17 protein-coding genes are annotated in these 16,040 nt (G+C 67.0%); 9 read left to right on the top strand and 8 right to left on the bottom strand.

All coding sequences use genetic code 11. The features are described 5' to 3' along the window. The first annotated feature begins 92 nt into the window (after nt 1–92). Complete coding sequence (locus tag ACJMK0_RS05065) at nt 93–308, top strand: BrnA antitoxin family protein (protein ID WP_405236119.1); 216 nt, start codon at nt 93–95, stop codon at nt 306–308. Nucleotides 309–313: 5 nt separating this feature from the next. On the opposite strand, the gene ACJMK0_RS05070 is transcribed toward ACJMK0_RS05065, so the two are convergent. The 6 genes from ACJMK0_RS05070 to ACJMK0_RS05095 all read right to left on the bottom strand — a co-directional run bounded on the left by ACJMK0_RS05070 (nt 314) and on the right by ACJMK0_RS05095 (nt 8,001). Continuing rightward, nucleotides 314–2,533 carry a xanthine dehydrogenase family protein molybdopterin-binding subunit gene (locus tag ACJMK0_RS05070; protein WP_405236122.1) on the bottom strand — a complete coding sequence of 740 codons (2,220 nt, stop codon included), beginning with the start codon at nt 2,531–2,533 and terminating at the stop codon, nt 314–316. A 2-nt stretch (nt 2,534–2,535) separates the two neighbouring features. Next, nucleotides 2,536–3,006, bottom strand: coding sequence for a (2Fe-2S)-binding protein (locus ACJMK0_RS05075; protein ID WP_405236124.1), 471 nt, complete (start codon nt 3,004–3,006; stop codon nt 2,536–2,538). Between the two features lie 100 nt (nt 3,007–3,106). Next, nucleotides 3,107–3,739 (bottom strand): glutathione S-transferase family protein, encoded by a 633-nt coding sequence (locus ACJMK0_RS05080; RefSeq protein WP_405236126.1) that lies wholly within the window; start codon nt 3,737–3,739, stop codon nt 3,107–3,109. Beyond that, the gene (locus ACJMK0_RS05085) at nt 3,732–5,084 is read right to left on the bottom strand and encodes an MFS transporter (RefSeq protein ID WP_405236128.1); all 1,353 of its coding nucleotides are present in this window, start codon (nt 5,082–5,084) and stop codon (nt 3,732–3,734) included. Before ACJMK0_RS05085 ends, ACJMK0_RS05080 begins: the two co-directional genes overlap by 8 nt. Then, the gene (locus ACJMK0_RS05090) at nt 5,081–7,288 is read right to left on the bottom strand and encodes a TonB-dependent receptor (RefSeq protein ID WP_405236130.1); all 2,208 of its coding nucleotides are present in this window, start codon (nt 7,286–7,288) and stop codon (nt 5,081–5,083) included. The genes ACJMK0_RS05085 and ACJMK0_RS05090 overlap by 4 nt, the downstream gene beginning before the upstream one ends. 104 nt (nt 7,289–7,392) lie before the next feature. Next, nucleotides 7,393–8,001 (bottom strand): TetR/AcrR family transcriptional regulator, encoded by a 609-nt coding sequence (locus ACJMK0_RS05095; RefSeq protein WP_405232496.1) that lies wholly within the window; start codon nt 7,999–8,001, stop codon nt 7,393–7,395. A gap of 199 nt (nt 8,002–8,200) precedes the next feature. Between ACJMK0_RS05095 and ACJMK0_RS05100 the strand changes: the two genes are divergently transcribed. The 5 genes from ACJMK0_RS05100 to ACJMK0_RS05120 all read left to right on the top strand — a co-directional run bounded on the left by ACJMK0_RS05100 (nt 8,201) and on the right by ACJMK0_RS05120 (nt 11,528). Beyond that, nucleotides 8,201–9,094 carry an AraC family transcriptional regulator gene (locus ACJMK0_RS05100; RefSeq protein WP_405236132.1) on the top strand — a complete coding sequence of 298 codons (894 nt, stop codon included), beginning with the start codon at nt 8,201–8,203 and terminating at the stop codon, nt 9,092–9,094. Between the two features lie 74 nt (nt 9,095–9,168). Further along, entirely contained in the window at nt 9,169–9,990 is an 822-nt protein-coding gene (locus tag ACJMK0_RS05105; RefSeq protein WP_405236134.1) for a VOC family protein, read from the top strand. Nucleotides 9,991–10,091: 101 nt separating this feature from the next. Next, a complete protein-coding gene (locus ACJMK0_RS05110) occupies nt 10,092–10,304 on the top strand; it encodes a hypothetical protein (RefSeq protein WP_405236136.1) in 213 nt (70 codons plus the stop codon). Then, on the top strand, nt 10,294–10,683 hold the full coding sequence (locus ACJMK0_RS05115) for a type II toxin-antitoxin system death-on-curing family toxin (protein ID WP_405236138.1): 390 nt from the start codon (nt 10,294–10,296) through the stop codon (nt 10,681–10,683). The genes ACJMK0_RS05110 and ACJMK0_RS05115 overlap by 11 nt, the downstream gene beginning before the upstream one ends. Next, complete coding sequence (locus tag ACJMK0_RS05120; RefSeq protein WP_405236140.1) at nt 10,677–11,528, top strand: alpha/beta hydrolase; 852 nt, start codon at nt 10,677–10,679, stop codon at nt 11,526–11,528. The genes ACJMK0_RS05115 and ACJMK0_RS05120 overlap by 7 nt, the downstream gene beginning before the upstream one ends. Nucleotides 11,529–11,609: 81 nt before the next feature. On the opposite strand, the gene ACJMK0_RS05125 is transcribed toward ACJMK0_RS05120, so the two are convergent. Further along, on the bottom strand, nt 11,610–12,449 hold the full coding sequence (locus ACJMK0_RS05125; RefSeq protein WP_405236142.1) for a CmcJ/NvfI family oxidoreductase: 840 nt from the start codon (nt 12,447–12,449) through the stop codon (nt 11,610–11,612). Between the two features lie 118 nt (nt 12,450–12,567). On the opposite strand from ACJMK0_RS05125, the gene ACJMK0_RS05130 reads away from it, so the two are divergent. The 3 genes from ACJMK0_RS05130 to ACJMK0_RS05140 all read left to right on the top strand — a co-directional run bounded on the left by ACJMK0_RS05130 (nt 12,568) and on the right by ACJMK0_RS05140 (nt 15,336). Further along, entirely contained in the window at nt 12,568–12,732 is a 165-nt protein-coding gene (locus ACJMK0_RS05130) for a hypothetical protein (protein ID WP_405236144.1), read from the top strand. A 96-nt stretch (nt 12,733–12,828) separates the two neighbouring features. Next, entirely contained in the window at nt 12,829–13,470 is a 642-nt protein-coding gene (locus ACJMK0_RS05135; RefSeq protein ID WP_405236146.1) for a hypothetical protein, read from the top strand. Nucleotides 13,471–13,656: 186 nt separating this feature from the next. Continuing rightward, entirely contained in the window at nt 13,657–15,336 is a 1,680-nt protein-coding gene (locus tag ACJMK0_RS05140) for a LamG-like jellyroll fold domain-containing protein (RefSeq protein WP_405236148.1), read from the top strand. 94 nt (nt 15,337–15,430) lie between these two features. On the opposite strand, the gene ureG is transcribed toward ACJMK0_RS05140, so the two are convergent. Further along, nucleotides 15,431–16,039, bottom strand: coding sequence for an urease accessory protein UreG (ureG, locus tag ACJMK0_RS05145; protein WP_405236150.1), 609 nt, complete (start codon nt 16,037–16,039; stop codon nt 15,431–15,433). Nucleotide 16,040: the final 1 nt, after the last annotated feature.

Raw genomic sequence — 16,040 nt, forward strand, 5'->3', positions numbered from 1 at the left:
AATATATCGTACATACACAAGCAATATGCTAACGTTCGAATGGAATCGGGCGAAGTCGCGAGCGAATGCGCTCAAACATGGCGTCACCTTCGATGAAACCGGAATACGACTTTTCAAAGATGAAGTCGCGCAAGAACCCTTACGCGGCCAAGTTGAAACGCCAGGTCACGATCCGACTCGGCGAAGACGTCATCGACTATTCCAAGGCGATGTCCGAGGAGACCGGAATCCCCTATCAGAGCCTCATCAATCTCTACCTCCGCGACTGCATGGAGCAGGGCCGGAAACTCGAGATGGACTGGCGCTAGCCGGCTTAGCTCCTCACGAACGGCAACCGATACGTCCTCTCACCCGTCGCCGCGAACACCGCATTCGCCACCGCCGGCGCCAGCGGCGGCACGCCGGGCTCACCGACGCCGGTCGGCGCCTCGCCCGACTGGACGATGTGCACCTCCACCTGCGGCATCTCGTCGATGCGCAACGGGCGGTAGTTGTCGAAGTTGTCCTGCTGCACTTTGCCGTCCTCGAGGGTGATCTCTTCGCGCAGCGCGGCTGACAGTGCGTAGGCAATACCGCCTTCCATCTGCGCCCGGATGACGTCCGGGTTGATGGCGATGCCGCAGTCGACGGCGCAGACGACACGGTCGACGCTGAAGCTGCCGTCGTCCCTGACCGTGACGTCCGCGACCTCCGCCACGTAGGTGCCGAAGGATTTGTGCACCGCGACGCCGCGGCCGCGGTTCGGGCCGAGGTCTTCGCCCCAGCCGGCCTTTTCGGCGGCGAGTTCGAGGACGCCGAGGTGGCGGGGGTGTTCGGTGAGTAGCTCGCGGCGCAGTTCGACCGGGTCGCGGCCGGCCGCGGCGGCGAGTTCGTCGATGAAGACCTCGGTGACGAAGGCGTTCTGGGTGTGGCCGACGGAGCGCCACCAGAGCGTAGGCACGCCGTTGTCGAACGGGTGCCAGTCCACCCGCAGGTTGGGGATGGTGTAGGGCAGGTCACGAGAGCCCTCCACGGCGGAGGGGTCGAGGCCGTCCTGGATCATGCCGTCGAACAGGGTGCCACGCATGAAGGACTGGATGACGGCCTGATGCCGCCAGGCCGCCGGCTTCCCGTCGGCATCCAGCGCGCCTTCCAGCACGTGGTAGCTCATGGGCCGGTAGCGGCCGGCGCGCATGTCGTCTTCGCGGGTCCAGATGAGCTTGACCGGGGCGCGGCCGCCTATCGCCTTGGCCACGGAGACGGCGTCGGCTACGTAGTCGGAGTCCGGCACCGCGCGGCGGCCGAAGCTGCCGCCGGCGAAGATTGTGTTGATCTCCACCTGCTCCGGCTGCAGTCCGAGGATGCCGGCCGCGATGTTCTGGTCGAGGGTCTGGATCTGGGAGCCGGTCCAGATGCGGCAGCCGCCGTCGACGAGTTCGACGACGCAGTCCATCGGCTCCATGGTGGCGTGGGCGAGGAACGGCAGTCGGTATTCGCGGCGGATGACGGTCTCAGCGGAACTCAGTGCGGCCGGCGCGTCGCCGTCGTTGCGGGCGACCAGCCCGTCTCCGCCGGCCTTCGCCTCGTATTCGGCGAAGAACTCCTCGGAGCCGCGCTTCTCGGCAGCCGATTCGTCCCACTCGACGGTGAGCGCCTCGCGGCCCTTCAGCGCGGACCAGTAGCTCTCCGCCACCACGGCGACGCCCCGTGGGATCTCGACCACGTCCGTGACGCCGGCCACCGCTTTGGCCTCGGTGGCGTCGAAGGACTTCACCTTCGCGCCGAAGCGGGGCGGATGGGCGACCAGCGCGACGAGCATGCCCGGGCGCGTGAGGTCCATGGTGAACTCGAGGCTGCCGTCGGTCTTGGCGGCCGAGTCCAGCCGCGGCACCTTCGTGCCGATGAGGGTGAAGTCGGCCGGATCCTTCAGCGCCGGGTCTTCTGGCGGCGTGATGTCGGCGGCGGCGACGGCGAGTTCGCCGAAGGTGGCGCTGCGGCCGGAGGGCTCGTGGGTGAGCACGCCTTCCTTCACCGTGATCTCGCCCGCCGGCACATCCCACCGCGCCGCGGCGGCGCCCAGCAGCATGGCCTTCGCGCCCGCGGCCGCCTTGCGCAGCTGCATCCACGAGTTGGCCACCGAGGTGGATCCGCCCGTGCCCTGCATGGGCCCGAAGGCGAGGTTGTTGTAGAGCTCCACGTTCGCCGGCGCGAACTCGGCCTGCATCTGCGACCAGGCGGCGTCGAGTTCCTCGGCGACGATGGTGGGCAGGCCGGTAGTGACGCCCTGGCCCTTGTCGAGGTGTTTGACGATCACCGTCACCGTGTTGTCCGTGCCGATGAGGATGAACGGCCCGGTGGCGATCTCTTCGGTGGCGGCCGCGGTGCCTGCAGCTGAACCGGCGGTGCCCGCGCCGGACCCGGTGGCGCTGCCCGGCGCCGCCTCCTCGCCGCGACCACAGCCGATCATGAAACCCGCGCCCGAGAGGCCGACCACCTTCAGGAAGGTGCGGCGGTCGAGAGCGGGACGGGGGAGTCTGTCGAAGCGTCCGAACATGATCAGCCCTTCATCTCGTCGGCAGCCTGGCGGATGGCCGCCCGGATGCGCTGGTAGGTGCCGCAGCGGCAGAGGTTGCCGCGCATGGCGCGGTCGATGTCCCGGTCGTCGGGGTCCGGGTTCTCGCTCAACAGTGCGGTGGCCGACATGATCTGGCCGGACTGGCAGTAGCCGCACTGCACTACGTCGAGCTGGCGCCAGGCGCTGCGCACGGCAAGCCCCGCCGGCGAGTCCAGGCCCTCCAGACCCTCGATGGTGACGACGGAGCGCTCGCCCACGCTCGATACCGGCAGACGGCAGGAGCGCGTGGCCTCGCCGTCCACGCTCACGGTGCAGGCGCCGCAGCGGGCGATGCCGCAGCCGTATTTGGTGCCGGTGAGTCCGAGGTCTTCCCGCAGCACCCACAGCAGGGGCTTGTCTTCGGGGACGTCGACGGTGTGGGACTCACCGTTCACGGTCAGGGTGAATGGCATGGGGCGCTCCGGTGGTGTGGCCGTTCAGGTATCGACGGAGTATAGCCCACGTAACTGGCCGTTCGGTCAGCGTCGAACGATTGACCACACGGCGGGCGCCTCAGAACCCGAGCCCGTCCCTGAACGCCTCGGCATACCGGATGGACCCCCGCTCCAGGATCGCTCCCCGCCATTCGCGCATGGCTGACGGCAGTACCGCCATATCGTCTCCGCCATGCGCCTCGACGGCGGCGTGGGTGGTGTAGAAGGTGTGGAAGGCGATCTCCAGCAACGAGAATCGGTCGCCGAAGAAGTACGGCCCCTCGAGCCGCGGGACGAGCACGGCGGCCTCGAACCAGTCCAGTTGCTCCTCGAGACGGGCGATAGCGGCATCACGCTCGTCCTTGCCCGACCGCGCGATCGTCGTGAGCTGCGGCAACAGTCGGGTGTCGCAGTAGTGGATCCACTTCCTGGCGGCAGCGCGGTCCCGCGGGTCGTCTGGCAGCAGGGGCGGCTGCGGAAAGCGCTCCTCGATGTACTCGTTGATGATATTGGATTCGAAGACGATGGTCGCCCCGTCCAGAAGGACCGGCGTCTTGCCGTAGGGCGTAGCGGCGAGGAACTCCGGGAGTTTGTTGCCGGCGGCATCGACGGCGGGGATGGCGTTGAATTCCACGCCCTTCTCGCGCAGGGCCGCGTAGTTCCTGACGGCCCAGCCGCAGCCGCGGCCGGTATAAATGCGGATTTCAGACATGTCGTATCCCGGCTGTGCGCCGCTCGCGCGCTTCCAGTCGGCGCCGGATGATGCGGTGACGGCTGGCGGTGATCGGGAAGAAGAAGGCGAGGATGGTGGCGGCCAGATTCAGGAGGATGGGGACGCCGAGGAAGGCGATGAAGAAGCCGGCGAGTGCCAGGCCCTGGTTGTGCGCATCCGGGTCGAAACCGAATGCGGAGGCGAGCATCAGGGCCAGACCCGCGCCCGCACCGAGCCCGATTTTCTGGAACAGGGTGATCAGCGAATAGTAGTTGCCGGCGTTGTTGCTGCGGGTCTTAAGCGTGTCGTAGTCGACCACGTCGGCCATCAGCGCGTAATAGGCCACCGTGGATCCCGCCGAGAACAGGGCCGACAGGCTGAAGACGGTGAACATCGCCGGGTACGCCGCTTCGCCGGGCCGGATGAAGCCCATGGCAACCAGCGTTGCCACCGTGCTCAGATTGCAGATCGCGAGCATCCGGTGCTTGCCGATTTTGGCCCCCACGACGCCCCAGAACGCCGCGCTGGCCACGCCGATGGTGGCCACGGCCAGGCCGATGTGGCTGAAGCGCTCGGGGATGCCGAGGTAGTTCGCGATGAAGAAGAAGTACAGCCCGGCGACCATGCCGCTGGCGATGGCACTCGCGAGCATCAGCGCCGAGAAGTAGCGCATCGGCCGGTTGGAGGCCAGACCGCGGAAGGCGGTCCTGAGGTCGGGGGTCCTCGCCACCCCGACGTGGCCCTGGGGCACACGAACCACGGCCCAGGTGACGCTGACGAAGATGAGGCCGACGACGATCCAGGACAGGAAGCGGGTGACCTCCGGCGTGATCTCCGTCGTGGCGAAGATCGGCAGAAAGGGCCCGCTCCAGAACAGGACGTAGCCCAGGTAGATGGCGGTCGTGCGGAAGCCCGCGATGCGTGAGCGTTCGCTGTAGTCGGTGGTCAGCTCACTGAGCCAGGCGCCGTGGGGGATCTCCACCATGGTCCACCCGAGATAGACGGCGATCGATGCCAGCAGGAAGTACACGGCGCCGGTGTCGGGCCCCGGGCGGAACCAGAAGAGGACGCCGACCATGCAGAGCAGCCCGCCGAAGATGATCCAGGGTTTGCGCTTGCCCAGCCGCGAGTCGGTCTTGTCCGACAGCAGCCCGATCAGCGGATCGGTGACGCCATCGAGCACCCGGCTCGCAACCAGGATGATGCCCAGCACGGCGAGATCGATGTCGGCGACGGTGGCATAGAGCCCGGGCAGGATGGACAGCGCCGGCGTGTGCAGCATCCAGATGGGGACGAGCGGCGCGGAGTAGGCCGCGACCGTCGTGGCGCCGACGCGATGGTTCAACGGCCGAAGCGGTACGTCGCTTCGAGTCCTACGGTGCGCGGGCGTATGGTGTTGGCGCGTACGGCCTGGCCGGCGTCCGGCGTGCCGACGGCGCCGCCGGAGAATACGTTCAGCCAGGGAGCCTTGTCGGTGACGTTGTCCACGTAGAGCTTCAGCTGCCAGCTGTCCCAGTTCGCGCCGGTTGAGAAGTTGACGACGTTCTGGGACGGCACGGTGACGTTGCCATCGTTGCCGTTGAAGCCGAACGTGGAGGTGGAGGCCTTGTGCCAGTAGTTCGCGCGGACGAATGCGTCGGCGTTCGGGGTCAGGGCGAACTGGTAGCCGACGTCCAGGGACCAGGTATCGGTGGGCGTGCGCCGCAGTTCGTCGCCCTTGCTGATGGTGACGCGCGTTCCCGGGAAGAGCTGGGCGTCGTCCTGGAACTCGTTCTCGGTCCACGCGTAAGTGAGCGCGGCGTAGACGCCCGGTGCGAGCAGGTCCTGGGTGACGATCTCGATCTCGGCACCCATCGCCTCGAGATCGGGTGCGTTGGTGGTGAAGAACCCCTGGCCGAATGCGCCTGCCGTGTCGCTCTGTACGACGGCCTGTACTTCCTGCCAGTCGAGGAAGTAGACGGCGGCGTTCAGGATCATGCGGTTGTCGAGCAGGGTCGACTTGACGCCGGCCTCGTAGCTCACCAGCGTGTCCGGGCCGAACTCGAAGAACTCCTCGGAGATGCCGAAGAGGTCCTCGCCCACGAAGGTGTTGAAGCCGCCGAAGCGGAAGCCCTCGGCGCGGGAGCCATAGACCATCAGGTCGTCGGTCGCCCGGTATTCGATGGCGATCTTGTGGAAGAAGTCGCTGTCGGAGGCCACACCATTCGTGACGAAGCCGAAGTCCGCGCCGCCGATCAGGAATACCTCCTGGTTATCCACTTCCCAGTCGAAGAAGCGTCCGCCGACCAGAACCGTGAGCTTCTCGGTGAGGTCGTAGCCGACCTCGCCGAACAGGGCCCGGTCGGTGAGGATCTTCAGTCCGCCCTGGGTGAGGCCCTCCGCAGGGGCCGGGTCGTCGAGGGAGGCGAGGCTGTAATCGATGGTCTGGTCGAAGTCGTCGTACTCGTCGTAATAGAGCCCGACGATCCACTGCAGCGGGCCGCCGCCGGCGGAGGCGAGGCGCAGTTCGTGAGTGGTCGCTTTCTCGTCGATGGTGGTCGTGACCTGCTGCAGGAATCCGAGCTCGTCGTTGAAATCGGTGTAGAAGCCGTCGTTGGTGTAGCGGGAGCCGTTGTAGGAAACGGTCGCCCAGCCGAGGTCGTAGTCGACGATGAGATTGAACAGGTCGTAATTCTGCTCGGCGGGGCCGGCATCGGACGGCTGATCCACCTGGAGGCCGCCCAGGCTGATGTCGAAATAGGTCGGTGCGTCCGCCTCGAGATCGTTGCCGTGCCAGATGGCGGTGACGCTCAGCGCATCGGTGGGCTGGTACAGCGCCGACAGACGCCACGCGGTTTCCTCGACGTCATTGATGCCCTCCGTGCCCGTGCGGATGTTCTCGATGTAGCCCGCCTCGTCGATACGCTGCGCCGCGAGGCGCACCGCGAACACGTCCTCGGCCAGCGGCACGTTCACGTAACCGCTCATGCGGCTGCTCGTGCCGCTGTCGCCGCTCGTGCCATAGACGTCGCCCTGGACTTCTGCGTCGAAGCCGGCGGGGTCCGGACGATTGGAGCGGAAATAGATGAGGCCGCCGATGGCCTGTGCGCCCCAGAGCGTGCCTTGCGGGCCGCGCAGCACGGCGACTTCGCCGATGTCGAAGAAGCGGTAGGTATTGCCGAAGTGCGGCGCGCCGTCCAGATACTGGGCCACGACGCCCTCGGTATTGTCGGCGACGGCGGACAGTCCGCGGATGGAAGCGACCTCGTTGCTCCGGCCGGGGCCGCCGTCGTTGATGAAGTTGGTGCCCGGCACCTGCACGATGAAGTCGTCGAAATCGAGGACGTCGAGGCGCTCGAGCTTGGTGGCGTCGAAGGCGGTGATGCTCGCGGCGAGGTCCTGGACGCTGCGGGCGGATCGCTTGTCGGCCGTGACGAGTATCTCCTCGATCACCGTGGCATCCGGGTCGATCTCCTGGGCCGAGACCGGTGCGGCGACGGCGCCGGAGACGGCGAAGAGTGCGGCGGCGGCGCCCGCTCGGCGGATCAGGCGAGAGGTGGAAGAACGCATATGCAGCCCCCTGGCGCCGGCGTCGGACCGGCACGGTCAGTTCCCGGAAAATACCCCGGGAAGAAACATACCGTACAGACGTATTGTTTGTAAAGAAGCGCTGGTCAGCCCCGTCGGCCGGCCTCCAGATAGGCCTTCAGCATGGCGACGACCAGTTCGAATCGCCGGTCCGTGGCCGGGCCGTCGGCGTCGGAGGCGAGGCCTCGCATCAGGTAGCAGGCGATGCCGACGAGGTCCCGCGGATGCTCGGCGGCCGCGAACTCGGGGAACAGCTGCTCGTACTCGCGGCTCATCTCCTCGTCGTCGATGGCGGTCATCTCGCGCTGCAGCGCGGCGATTTCCTCGTTGGTACGCATCGCCACCTCGATCTCGAGGGCGGTGGCGTACCAGGTCTCGAAATCCTCCCGCAGAACCTGCAGTCGGTCCTCGAGCGAGAGACGGTCGGTATCGGCCCCGAGCAACTTCTCCTTGAACCGATTCAGGCGCTGGCGATAGAACCAGACGATGGCGCTGGCGATCAGCTCGTTCTTGGTGGGGTAGTGGTGCAGCAGAGCGCCGCGCGAGACGCCGGCCTCCGCGATGATGGAGCTGATGGAAGTGGCCGCAAAGCCGTCACGGCCGAGACAGCGCACGGTGGCCTGCAGCAGCGCGGTCTGCGTGGATTCGCTGCGCTCCTGCTGGCTGCGGCGGCGTACGGGCGCGTTCCTGGGCATGTCCGGCTTCCTGTCGTGATCTCCAGTAACAGTACGATCATACTATTTAAGGGGTGACGCCTGCGAGATCTCCTGCAGCTGCCTGGCCACCGCAGGTTGGGTATCAGGCCAGGCGGCGCAGGATCATGGCGACGTTCCTATGGTCGATTGCGGTCGCGCTATCATAAGTGGGCCCCGAGGCCGACCAGCAGCCGTATCGATGCGCTACCTGCAGATCGTCGAGTCCGTGCGCCGGCAGATCCGGGCCGCGCCGACCGCCAGGCTCTCGCTGGAAGCCGCTGCAGCGGACGCCGGCCTGTCCCCCGTTCGGCTGCACCAGATCTTTGCCGAAGTCCAGGGCGAGAACTTCGGCGCGTTCGTCCGCCGCTGCCGGCTGGAATACGCCTGCGGATTGATGCGCGCCTTCCCCGAGTGGTCGTGCACCCGGGTCGCGCTCGAGACCGGCTACTCCGAGAGTTCGGACTTCACCCGTTCGTTCCGGCGTGCTTTCGGCATCGCGCCCAGCCGCTGGGATCGGGTGCGGCCGCTGAACCGCGGTTTCCCGGCGGACGGCGGGGAGGCGGACGCCGACTCGCCGCTCGCCGTGGGTTTCGGCGAGGCGCCGGGCCCGGCCGAGTTCCCGGTGAAGATCCGCGAACGCCAGGCCTGCCGGCTAGCCGTGCTGGAGGTGCGCGCGGCGCACGAGGGCGACAATCTGGCCGCCGCGTTCGACCGCCTGGAGGCGTGGCTCGACGCCCGGGAGCAGCGCCGGCCCGGGCGCTGGTTCACGGGACTCAGTCACGACAGCGACCTGGAGACGCCCGTGGAGTTGTATCGCTACGAGCTGGCGCACGCCGTGGATGACGAAGTGAAGCCGGGCGACGGCATCCTGGTCCGGGCCCTGCCGGCCACCACCGCTGCGGTGCTCGCATGCCGCGGCGGACCGGATGAATTCGTCGCGGCCTGGGATCATCTGCTGCGCGTGTTCCTGCCGGCGAGCGCCTGGCGCCAGGGCAACGGTCCGGCGATGGAGGTGTACTACAACGATCCGCGCCGGCACGGGATGCGCTACTGGGACATGGACTGTGTGCTGCCCGTGGCCGCCGCCGCTTAATATCTGTCAAGCAGCGGCCGCGTCCGCGGCCGAGAATGCGGGCATCGTTTTGTCCGGCAAGGGGGAGAGCAGCCATGAACGAGAAGAAGGACCCGGTGGCGTTCCTGCTGGGGCTGGCCGACGGCCGCTGGCAGGGGGAGGAGGAGATCGTGGTGGATCCGTCGGCGGAGCCGATGAGATTCACCGGCAAGCTGCACAACGAAAGGACTCTCGGCGATACGGCACTCGCGGGCAGCTACACCCAGAGCCGCGACGGCGAGACGACGATGCACTGCCACACGGTGATCCGTCTCTCCGCCGACGGCGAGGCGGTGATGAGCTGGGTGCCGTCCGAGGGTGAGGCGCAGATCTTCCGCGGCCGGTTCAACGGGCCGGTACTGGAAGTCAGCCGCAGCGACGACGACGGCGCACGCCACACCATCACCGAGGACTTCGGCGACGGCAGGACCATGACGAACGTCATGACGGTGACGCCGCCCGGCGGCGAACCGATGACGGTGTTCACCGGCCGCTATACGAAGCTCGGTCCGGTCGCCGGCCGCGAGGTGTGGCGGGACCTGACCATCCCCGACGCGGCCGACGCGCGGCCGTTCTACGAGGCGGTACTGGGCTGGACGCCGCAGCCCGTCGACATGGGCGGCTACGACGACTACAACATGCTGGACGCCGAAGGCGAGGTGGCCGGCGGCGTCTGCCACGCCCGCGGCGGCAACGCCGACCTGCCGCCGGTGTGGCTGCTGTACTTCGCGGTGCCGTCCCTGGAGGAAGCCATCGCGGCGGCAGAGGCCAATGGCGGCAAGTTGGTGGCCGGCCCGAAGGGCTTCGGCGGCTTCAGCTACGCCGTGCTGGCGGACCCGGCGGGCGCCCAGTTCATAGCCTGCGAACAAGCGCGGTAGGAGGGCCTTCAGGCCCGATTGTTCGGCGGAATCGGGGCTGAAGCCCCTCCTACATTCATATGTCTTGACGAATCAAGACACGTCAGGCTAGCATTCTCTTCATGACCGCCATCAAGATCAGTTCCAAGGTCGACGAGAAAGTCTGGGCGGAACTCCGCGCCATGGCAGATGAGTCGCACCAGAGTGTCTCGGGCCTCCTGACCGAGGCCATCAGCGAGTACCTGCAGCGCCGGCGCGTGCGTCCCGACGTGCTGAAGCATCTCGACGATTCCATCGACGAGAACCGCCGGCTCGGGGAGCTTCTTGCCCGCTAGCAGCCGGGTCCTGTTCCTCACGGCCGATGAGGTGCTGGCGATCCACGAGTCCCTGATCCGCGAATTCGGCGGCCCGCCGGGCGTGCGCGATCAGGGCCTGCTCGAGAGTGCCCTGTTTCGCCCGCGTACCGGCTACTACGAAGATCTGGCGGAGATGGCCACTGCGCTGTTCGAGTCTTTACTGATGAACCATCCCTTCGTGGACGGCAACAAGCGCGTGGCGTTCTTCGCCACCGACGTCTTCCTGCGCCTGAACGGCTGGAAGCTCCGGGTGGAAGCGGACAGCGCCCACGGATTTCTCATCGGGTTGCTCGAACAGGGCGAATGCGATTTCGCGCGCCTGTTGCCCTGGATCCGCCAACACCTCGTTCGATGCTGAAACCCCTCTCCATCCTCCTCTCCATCCTACTAGGCTTCTACCTCCTCTTCCTCGGCCTCGTCTACGCCATGCAGGGCCGTCTGCTCTACCTGCCCAACCTGCCGGGACGCGAGCTCGACGCCACGCCCGCGGACGTCGGTCTCGCCTACGAGGACGTGCAACTCACCGCTGAGGACGGCGTGAAGCTGCACGGCTGGTTCGTCCCGGCGGCCGACAGCGCCCGCGGCACGCTGCTGTTCTTCCACGGCAACGCGGGCAACATCTCCCACCGGCTGGAGTCCATCCTCCAGTTCCACCGGCTCGGACTGGACGTGCTGATCGTCGACTACCGGGGCTACGGCCGGAGCGAGGGCAGTCCGTCGGAGCGCGGCACGTACCGGGATGCGGAGGCGGCGTGGCAGTACCTCACGGAGGAGCGCGGCGTGGCGCCGTCGCGCATGGTGGTGTTCGGGCGTTCGGTGGGCGGCGCGGTGGGTGCCTGGCTCGCGGCGAACCGGGAGGCGGGCGCGCTCATCGTGGAGTCGAGTTTCTCCTCGCTACCCGCGCTGGCCGCCGAGCTCTACTGGTTCCTGCCGGTGCGCTGGCTGAGCCGCTTCCGCTATCCCACGGCCGACTACGTGGCCGCGGCGGACTGCCCGGTGCTGGTGATCCACAGCCGCGAGGACGACATCGTGCCCTTCCACCACGGCCGCGCCATCTACGAGTCCGCCGGCGAGCCGCGCCAGTTCCTGGAACTGTCCGGCCCCCACAACGGCGCCCACGTGCTGAGCGAGGAGCGCTACCTGGAAGGGTTGCGGGAGTTTTTGGCGGCCGCGCTACCCCCCACCGCGCTACCCCCCATGTAGGAGGGCCTTCAGGCCCGATTGTTAAGGGGAATCGGGGCTAAAGCCCCTCCTACCAGCCCCTCCTACCGTGTGGTCGCCCCCCTAGAAAAACACCAGACACCGCGTCTCGATACTCTCCCGTGGCGGCGCGTCAGCGGGCGCGCCCGGATCGTCGAACGAGGAATGCAGCGTGAACCGCGTCCGCCCGTCGGTGGCGGAGTCGAAGGTCTTGAATACCAGCGCCTCGTCCGGCTGCATGCGCGGGTAGTAGTACCAGCGCTGCTCCGGGTGGTGCAGCGCCACCTGCAGTTCGCCGATGCGGTCCTCGCCGCGCCGCTCCACGGCCACGAGGTCTTCCTCCCGGACGGTGGTCGCATCGGCCATCACCAGCGGATGATTCAGGACGGGTCCGGCGGTCGAGCGCCAGACGTTGATGATGGCGAAGCGGCGTTCGAGCAGGCGTTCGGCTTCCTCAGGCGCGTCTGCGTAGTGGTCGCGCAGACGCTTTACGCCGGAGCGCGCGGTGTAGTCGTTGTGCACGATGGCCGCCGGGTCACGGATCTTGCGCTCGCGCTGGCGCTCGAGCGACGAGGCACGGCGGGTGTCGTCGAAGATCTCGACCCGTGTCGCGCCGGTGAGCCGGGTCAGCAGGGCCCTGACTTCTTCGTGATGCACGGCCTCGATCTGCTCGTCGTCATGGAAATCGGCGACCGCCGTCGGCTGCGTGACCAGCATGAATCCCTCGGCATCGAGACGGGTGTGGGGCAGATGCGACCGGGCGTCGTGGACGGCGACCTCCCGGGTGGTGAAATTACCGAGGTGTTCGGTGCTGTCGCCGCCGCCTTTCGACGGCACGTAGGCGAGCGGTCCGTCGAGATCGGCCAGGAACTTCAGCCTGGCGGGGATCGGGTCTGCGGCGAGGCTACCCGCGGGTTTCGTCATCGTATCTCTCCCTGTTCCGGGTCTGTGGGCTTGCTCGGGCTGTGATGCAGTTCTTGGCGTCAACGCAGCTTCTGCCGTACAAATCTCGGGGTTCGAACCGCAATGGGAGGGCCGAGCCGTGACAGACCACGAAGATACCAGCCCGCTCGACGAATACGACCTCGACGATACGATCAACCGGCAGATGACGACGTCCGGCGTGACCGGGATCGTGCGCGAGCTGCGGCAGCACGCGGGCGATTACGCGGTCGAGGCCGAACCGGCGGACGCCGACGAGTCCTGACCGCTTTCTCGCGCGGCCGGGTGGGCGACGGCACATTCCACAATCGACGTCGAGACCCGAAAAGGCTTACCGTAGGGTGAGCCGCGGGAGTCTCACATGAACCACGTCAACAACGCCGTCTGCCTCGTGCTTGTGGCTGTCCTGCTGGTCTGCGTCCCTGCCGCGGCGCAGACCGATGACGGCGGCCTCCTGAAAGACGCGAGCTTCGAAAAAAAGCTGCCGGCGGACGAGGGTGGCTGGGACCTGTTCGAGATCAGCATGTTCTCGAAGAACCACGCGCGCAGCGGCAGCCAGTCGCTGTTCAACGGCGGCTTCAGCCGGACCGTGCCCTACAATCCGTTCTTCCTCGGTAACGCCTCTGGCGCCTTCCAGGAGTTCCCGGCCGATCCCGGCTCCCAGTGGCGCCTCACCGGATACGGCCTGACACCGAGGCCGCTGATCGGGACGCCGGCTTTCGGCATCCTCCAATTGTCTTTCTTCGATGCCGAAGGCGAGGACCTGGGGACGGTCGAGACGGCCGACGGCGACACGAAGGCGAAGGCGTCGGATCAGATCAACAACCGGTCAGCCGTGGGCGAGTGGATCTTCCTGGATACCGGTGTCGTGACCGCGCCTGCGGGCACGGCCACGGTGCAGGCCTTCACGCTCTACGTCGATTATTCCGGCTCGGACAGGACGCAGGGCGTCTACTTCGACGACCTTACCCTGTATGCGGAGACCCCCTCGTCCGCTCGATGAATGCGCGGGCCTCGGTCGGGCGGGTGACTGCGCTCACGTCGTCTCTCCCTGTTCTCTATCAATAACCTGCGCCATGCCGCCCATGCCGGCAAGGCAGGAGCACTAGCGTGAAAGCTGGGCTATAGTGTCCTCAAGCGGTACGGACACCGTCTATCTGACGGACTGCCGCAACTGGGGGAGATAACAATGAACAAGTACTACTCCGTCCTCCTTGCCGTTCTGTTGCTCACCGGCTTCTCGGTTCAGGCGCTCGCCGGACCCTGCGATGCGTATTACCGCTTCGACGGCAATCTGAGCGACGAAAGCGGCAACGGCAATGCCGGTCAGATGATCGGCCGCGACGGTGCCGCGGCGACGGCCGAGTTCGTCGAGGGCCGCTCCGGGCAGGCGCTGAAGCTCGACGGCAGCGCCGCGATGCGCGCCTTTGTCGATCTCAATCGCGATCGCTGTCCCCAGGCGACGGTCACCGCCTGGATAAAGATTGCACAGGCGGCCAGCCAGACGATCCTCGGCACTGGCAGCAGCAGCGGCCCGTGGCTGTGGGCATCGGGCTCCGGCCTGTTTCTCCGCACGGCCGGCAAGGATCTCCGGGTACAGGATGCCATCTATGCGAACGGGGGCTGGATGTTCGTGGCCGCGGTCTGGGATCACAAGACCGGGACACATCGATTGCACTGGCACGGCCGCCAGACGGAGCAGGCCATTGGCACTTCGGCGAGGCAAGCGAAGCCGGCGATCTGGCTCGGCGCGAACAACGATAGCCTGCACCATGCGGCCAAGGATCTCGTGATCGATGAACTGAGGATCATCGGCAGCGCGCTCGACGCGGAGCGGATCATGGCGATGCGGGACGCTCCGGCGGGCGCTGGCCAGTCGCAGACCGCGATGGCGGGTACGGCCGGCCAGACCTGCAGTTCCCACGCGGGCTGCGCCGCCGGTTCGTATTGCGGGATGGACGGCACCTGTCATCCCGACAGTCACCGGCCGATGCAGAACGCAGGCGGTGGTACGACGCTGCAGGATCTCCAGGCGAGCTCGGCGGAGCGCAACGCCGGCATCGCCGACACGGTCGACTACGAGTCGCCGACGGACTTGCTGCAGAACGCCGGCAGCGGCGAAGCCGGCGGCACGGGGGAGAGCGGCCGCTTGTCGCCGGAGACCGAGCAGGCGATCGCCGACCGGGTGGCCGAGAACCGGCCGCCGGAGATCAAGTATGCCTCCGAGGAGGAAGCGATCGCTGCCGCCGAGCGCCGCGAGCAGGAGCGGCTCGAGGAAGAGCGTCGGCGAGCGGAGGCCGAAGCGGCTGCGGCCGATGCGGAGGAACCCAAAGTCATCGGCTGGCGGCTGTCGGCTACGGACGTGTATCAATCACCGGTCTCCGGCAAGGGCGGAGAGATAATCCGCGTGCTCGACATGGAGGACCGGGCGCTGTCGGGGATCGAGATTTTCGAGCCGAATAACGTGCCGTGCTACATCAGCCTCGAGGCGGTCGGAGACCGTGCGGGAGAGTCGCTGAACGAATGCACTCAACCGGTGCTTCCCGCCATGGATCTGTCGGTCTGGAATCGGGCAGTCATCGATCCGGCGGCGGTTAACTCCATGCGCGTGTGTCACAGCTTCCAGGGCAATGACCGCGTCAAGGGCGTGGCGGTCAGCGGAAACATCATCGAGGCGGACGGCTCGACGGGCTTCTACCAGCAGGGTCAGGGTGACGGCCCGAACTGTTCCCAGTGGCAGGGTATCGTCTATTGTAACGCCGGCGACGTCGCCTCCGGCATCGTCGCTCACTTCAAGGATCGCGATCTGTCGGAATCCCTGACCGGGCTCCAGCTCGTCTGCCGGAAGATACAGAAGATCTACGAGTAGCCGGTCGAGCGGGGTTTGCGGCCGGTTCGCGGCCCGCGAGAATACCGGGTAGGAGGGCCTTCAGGCCCGACCGGTTTCGCGGCTGAAGCCGCTCCTACAGCCCTCCCGCCCGCTCGATGAACGCGCGCACCTCGGCCACGTTCGTGCCGTCCTTCATGTTGGTGAACAGGAACGGCCGCTCGCCCCGCATGCGCCGCGCGTCCCGGTCCATGACGCCGAGGTCCGCACCTACCAGCGGGGCGAGGTCGATCTTGTTGATGACCAGCAGATCGGAGCGGGTGATGCCCGGGCCGCCCTTGCGTGGGATCTTGTCGCCGGCGGAGACGTCGATCACGTAGATGGTGAGATCGGCCAGTTCCGGCGAGAAGGTGGCGGCCAGGTTGTCGCCGCCGGATTCGATGATGACGAGGTCGAGATCGGTGAAGCGCCGGCTCATGTCGGCGACGGCCGCCAGGTTCATGGAGGCGTCCTCGCGGATGGCGGTGTGCGGGCAGCCGCCGGTCTCCACGCCCATGATGCGCTCGGCCGGCAGCACTGCGGCGCGGGTCAGGAATTCGGCGTCTTCGCGGGTGTAGATGTCGTTGGTGACGACGGCCACGGAATAGTCGCCGGCCATGCTGCGGCAGAGCGCCTCGGTGAGCGCCGTCTTGCCCGAGCCCACCGGCCCGCCGATGCCTATGCGTAGTGGTCCGCTATTGCTCATG

Source organism: Lentisalinibacter orientalis (assembly GCF_040706535.1).
In the GTDB taxonomy this organism is placed as follows: Bacteria; Pseudomonadota; Gammaproteobacteria; order Steroidobacterales; family Woeseiaceae; genus Lentisalinibacter; species Lentisalinibacter orientalis.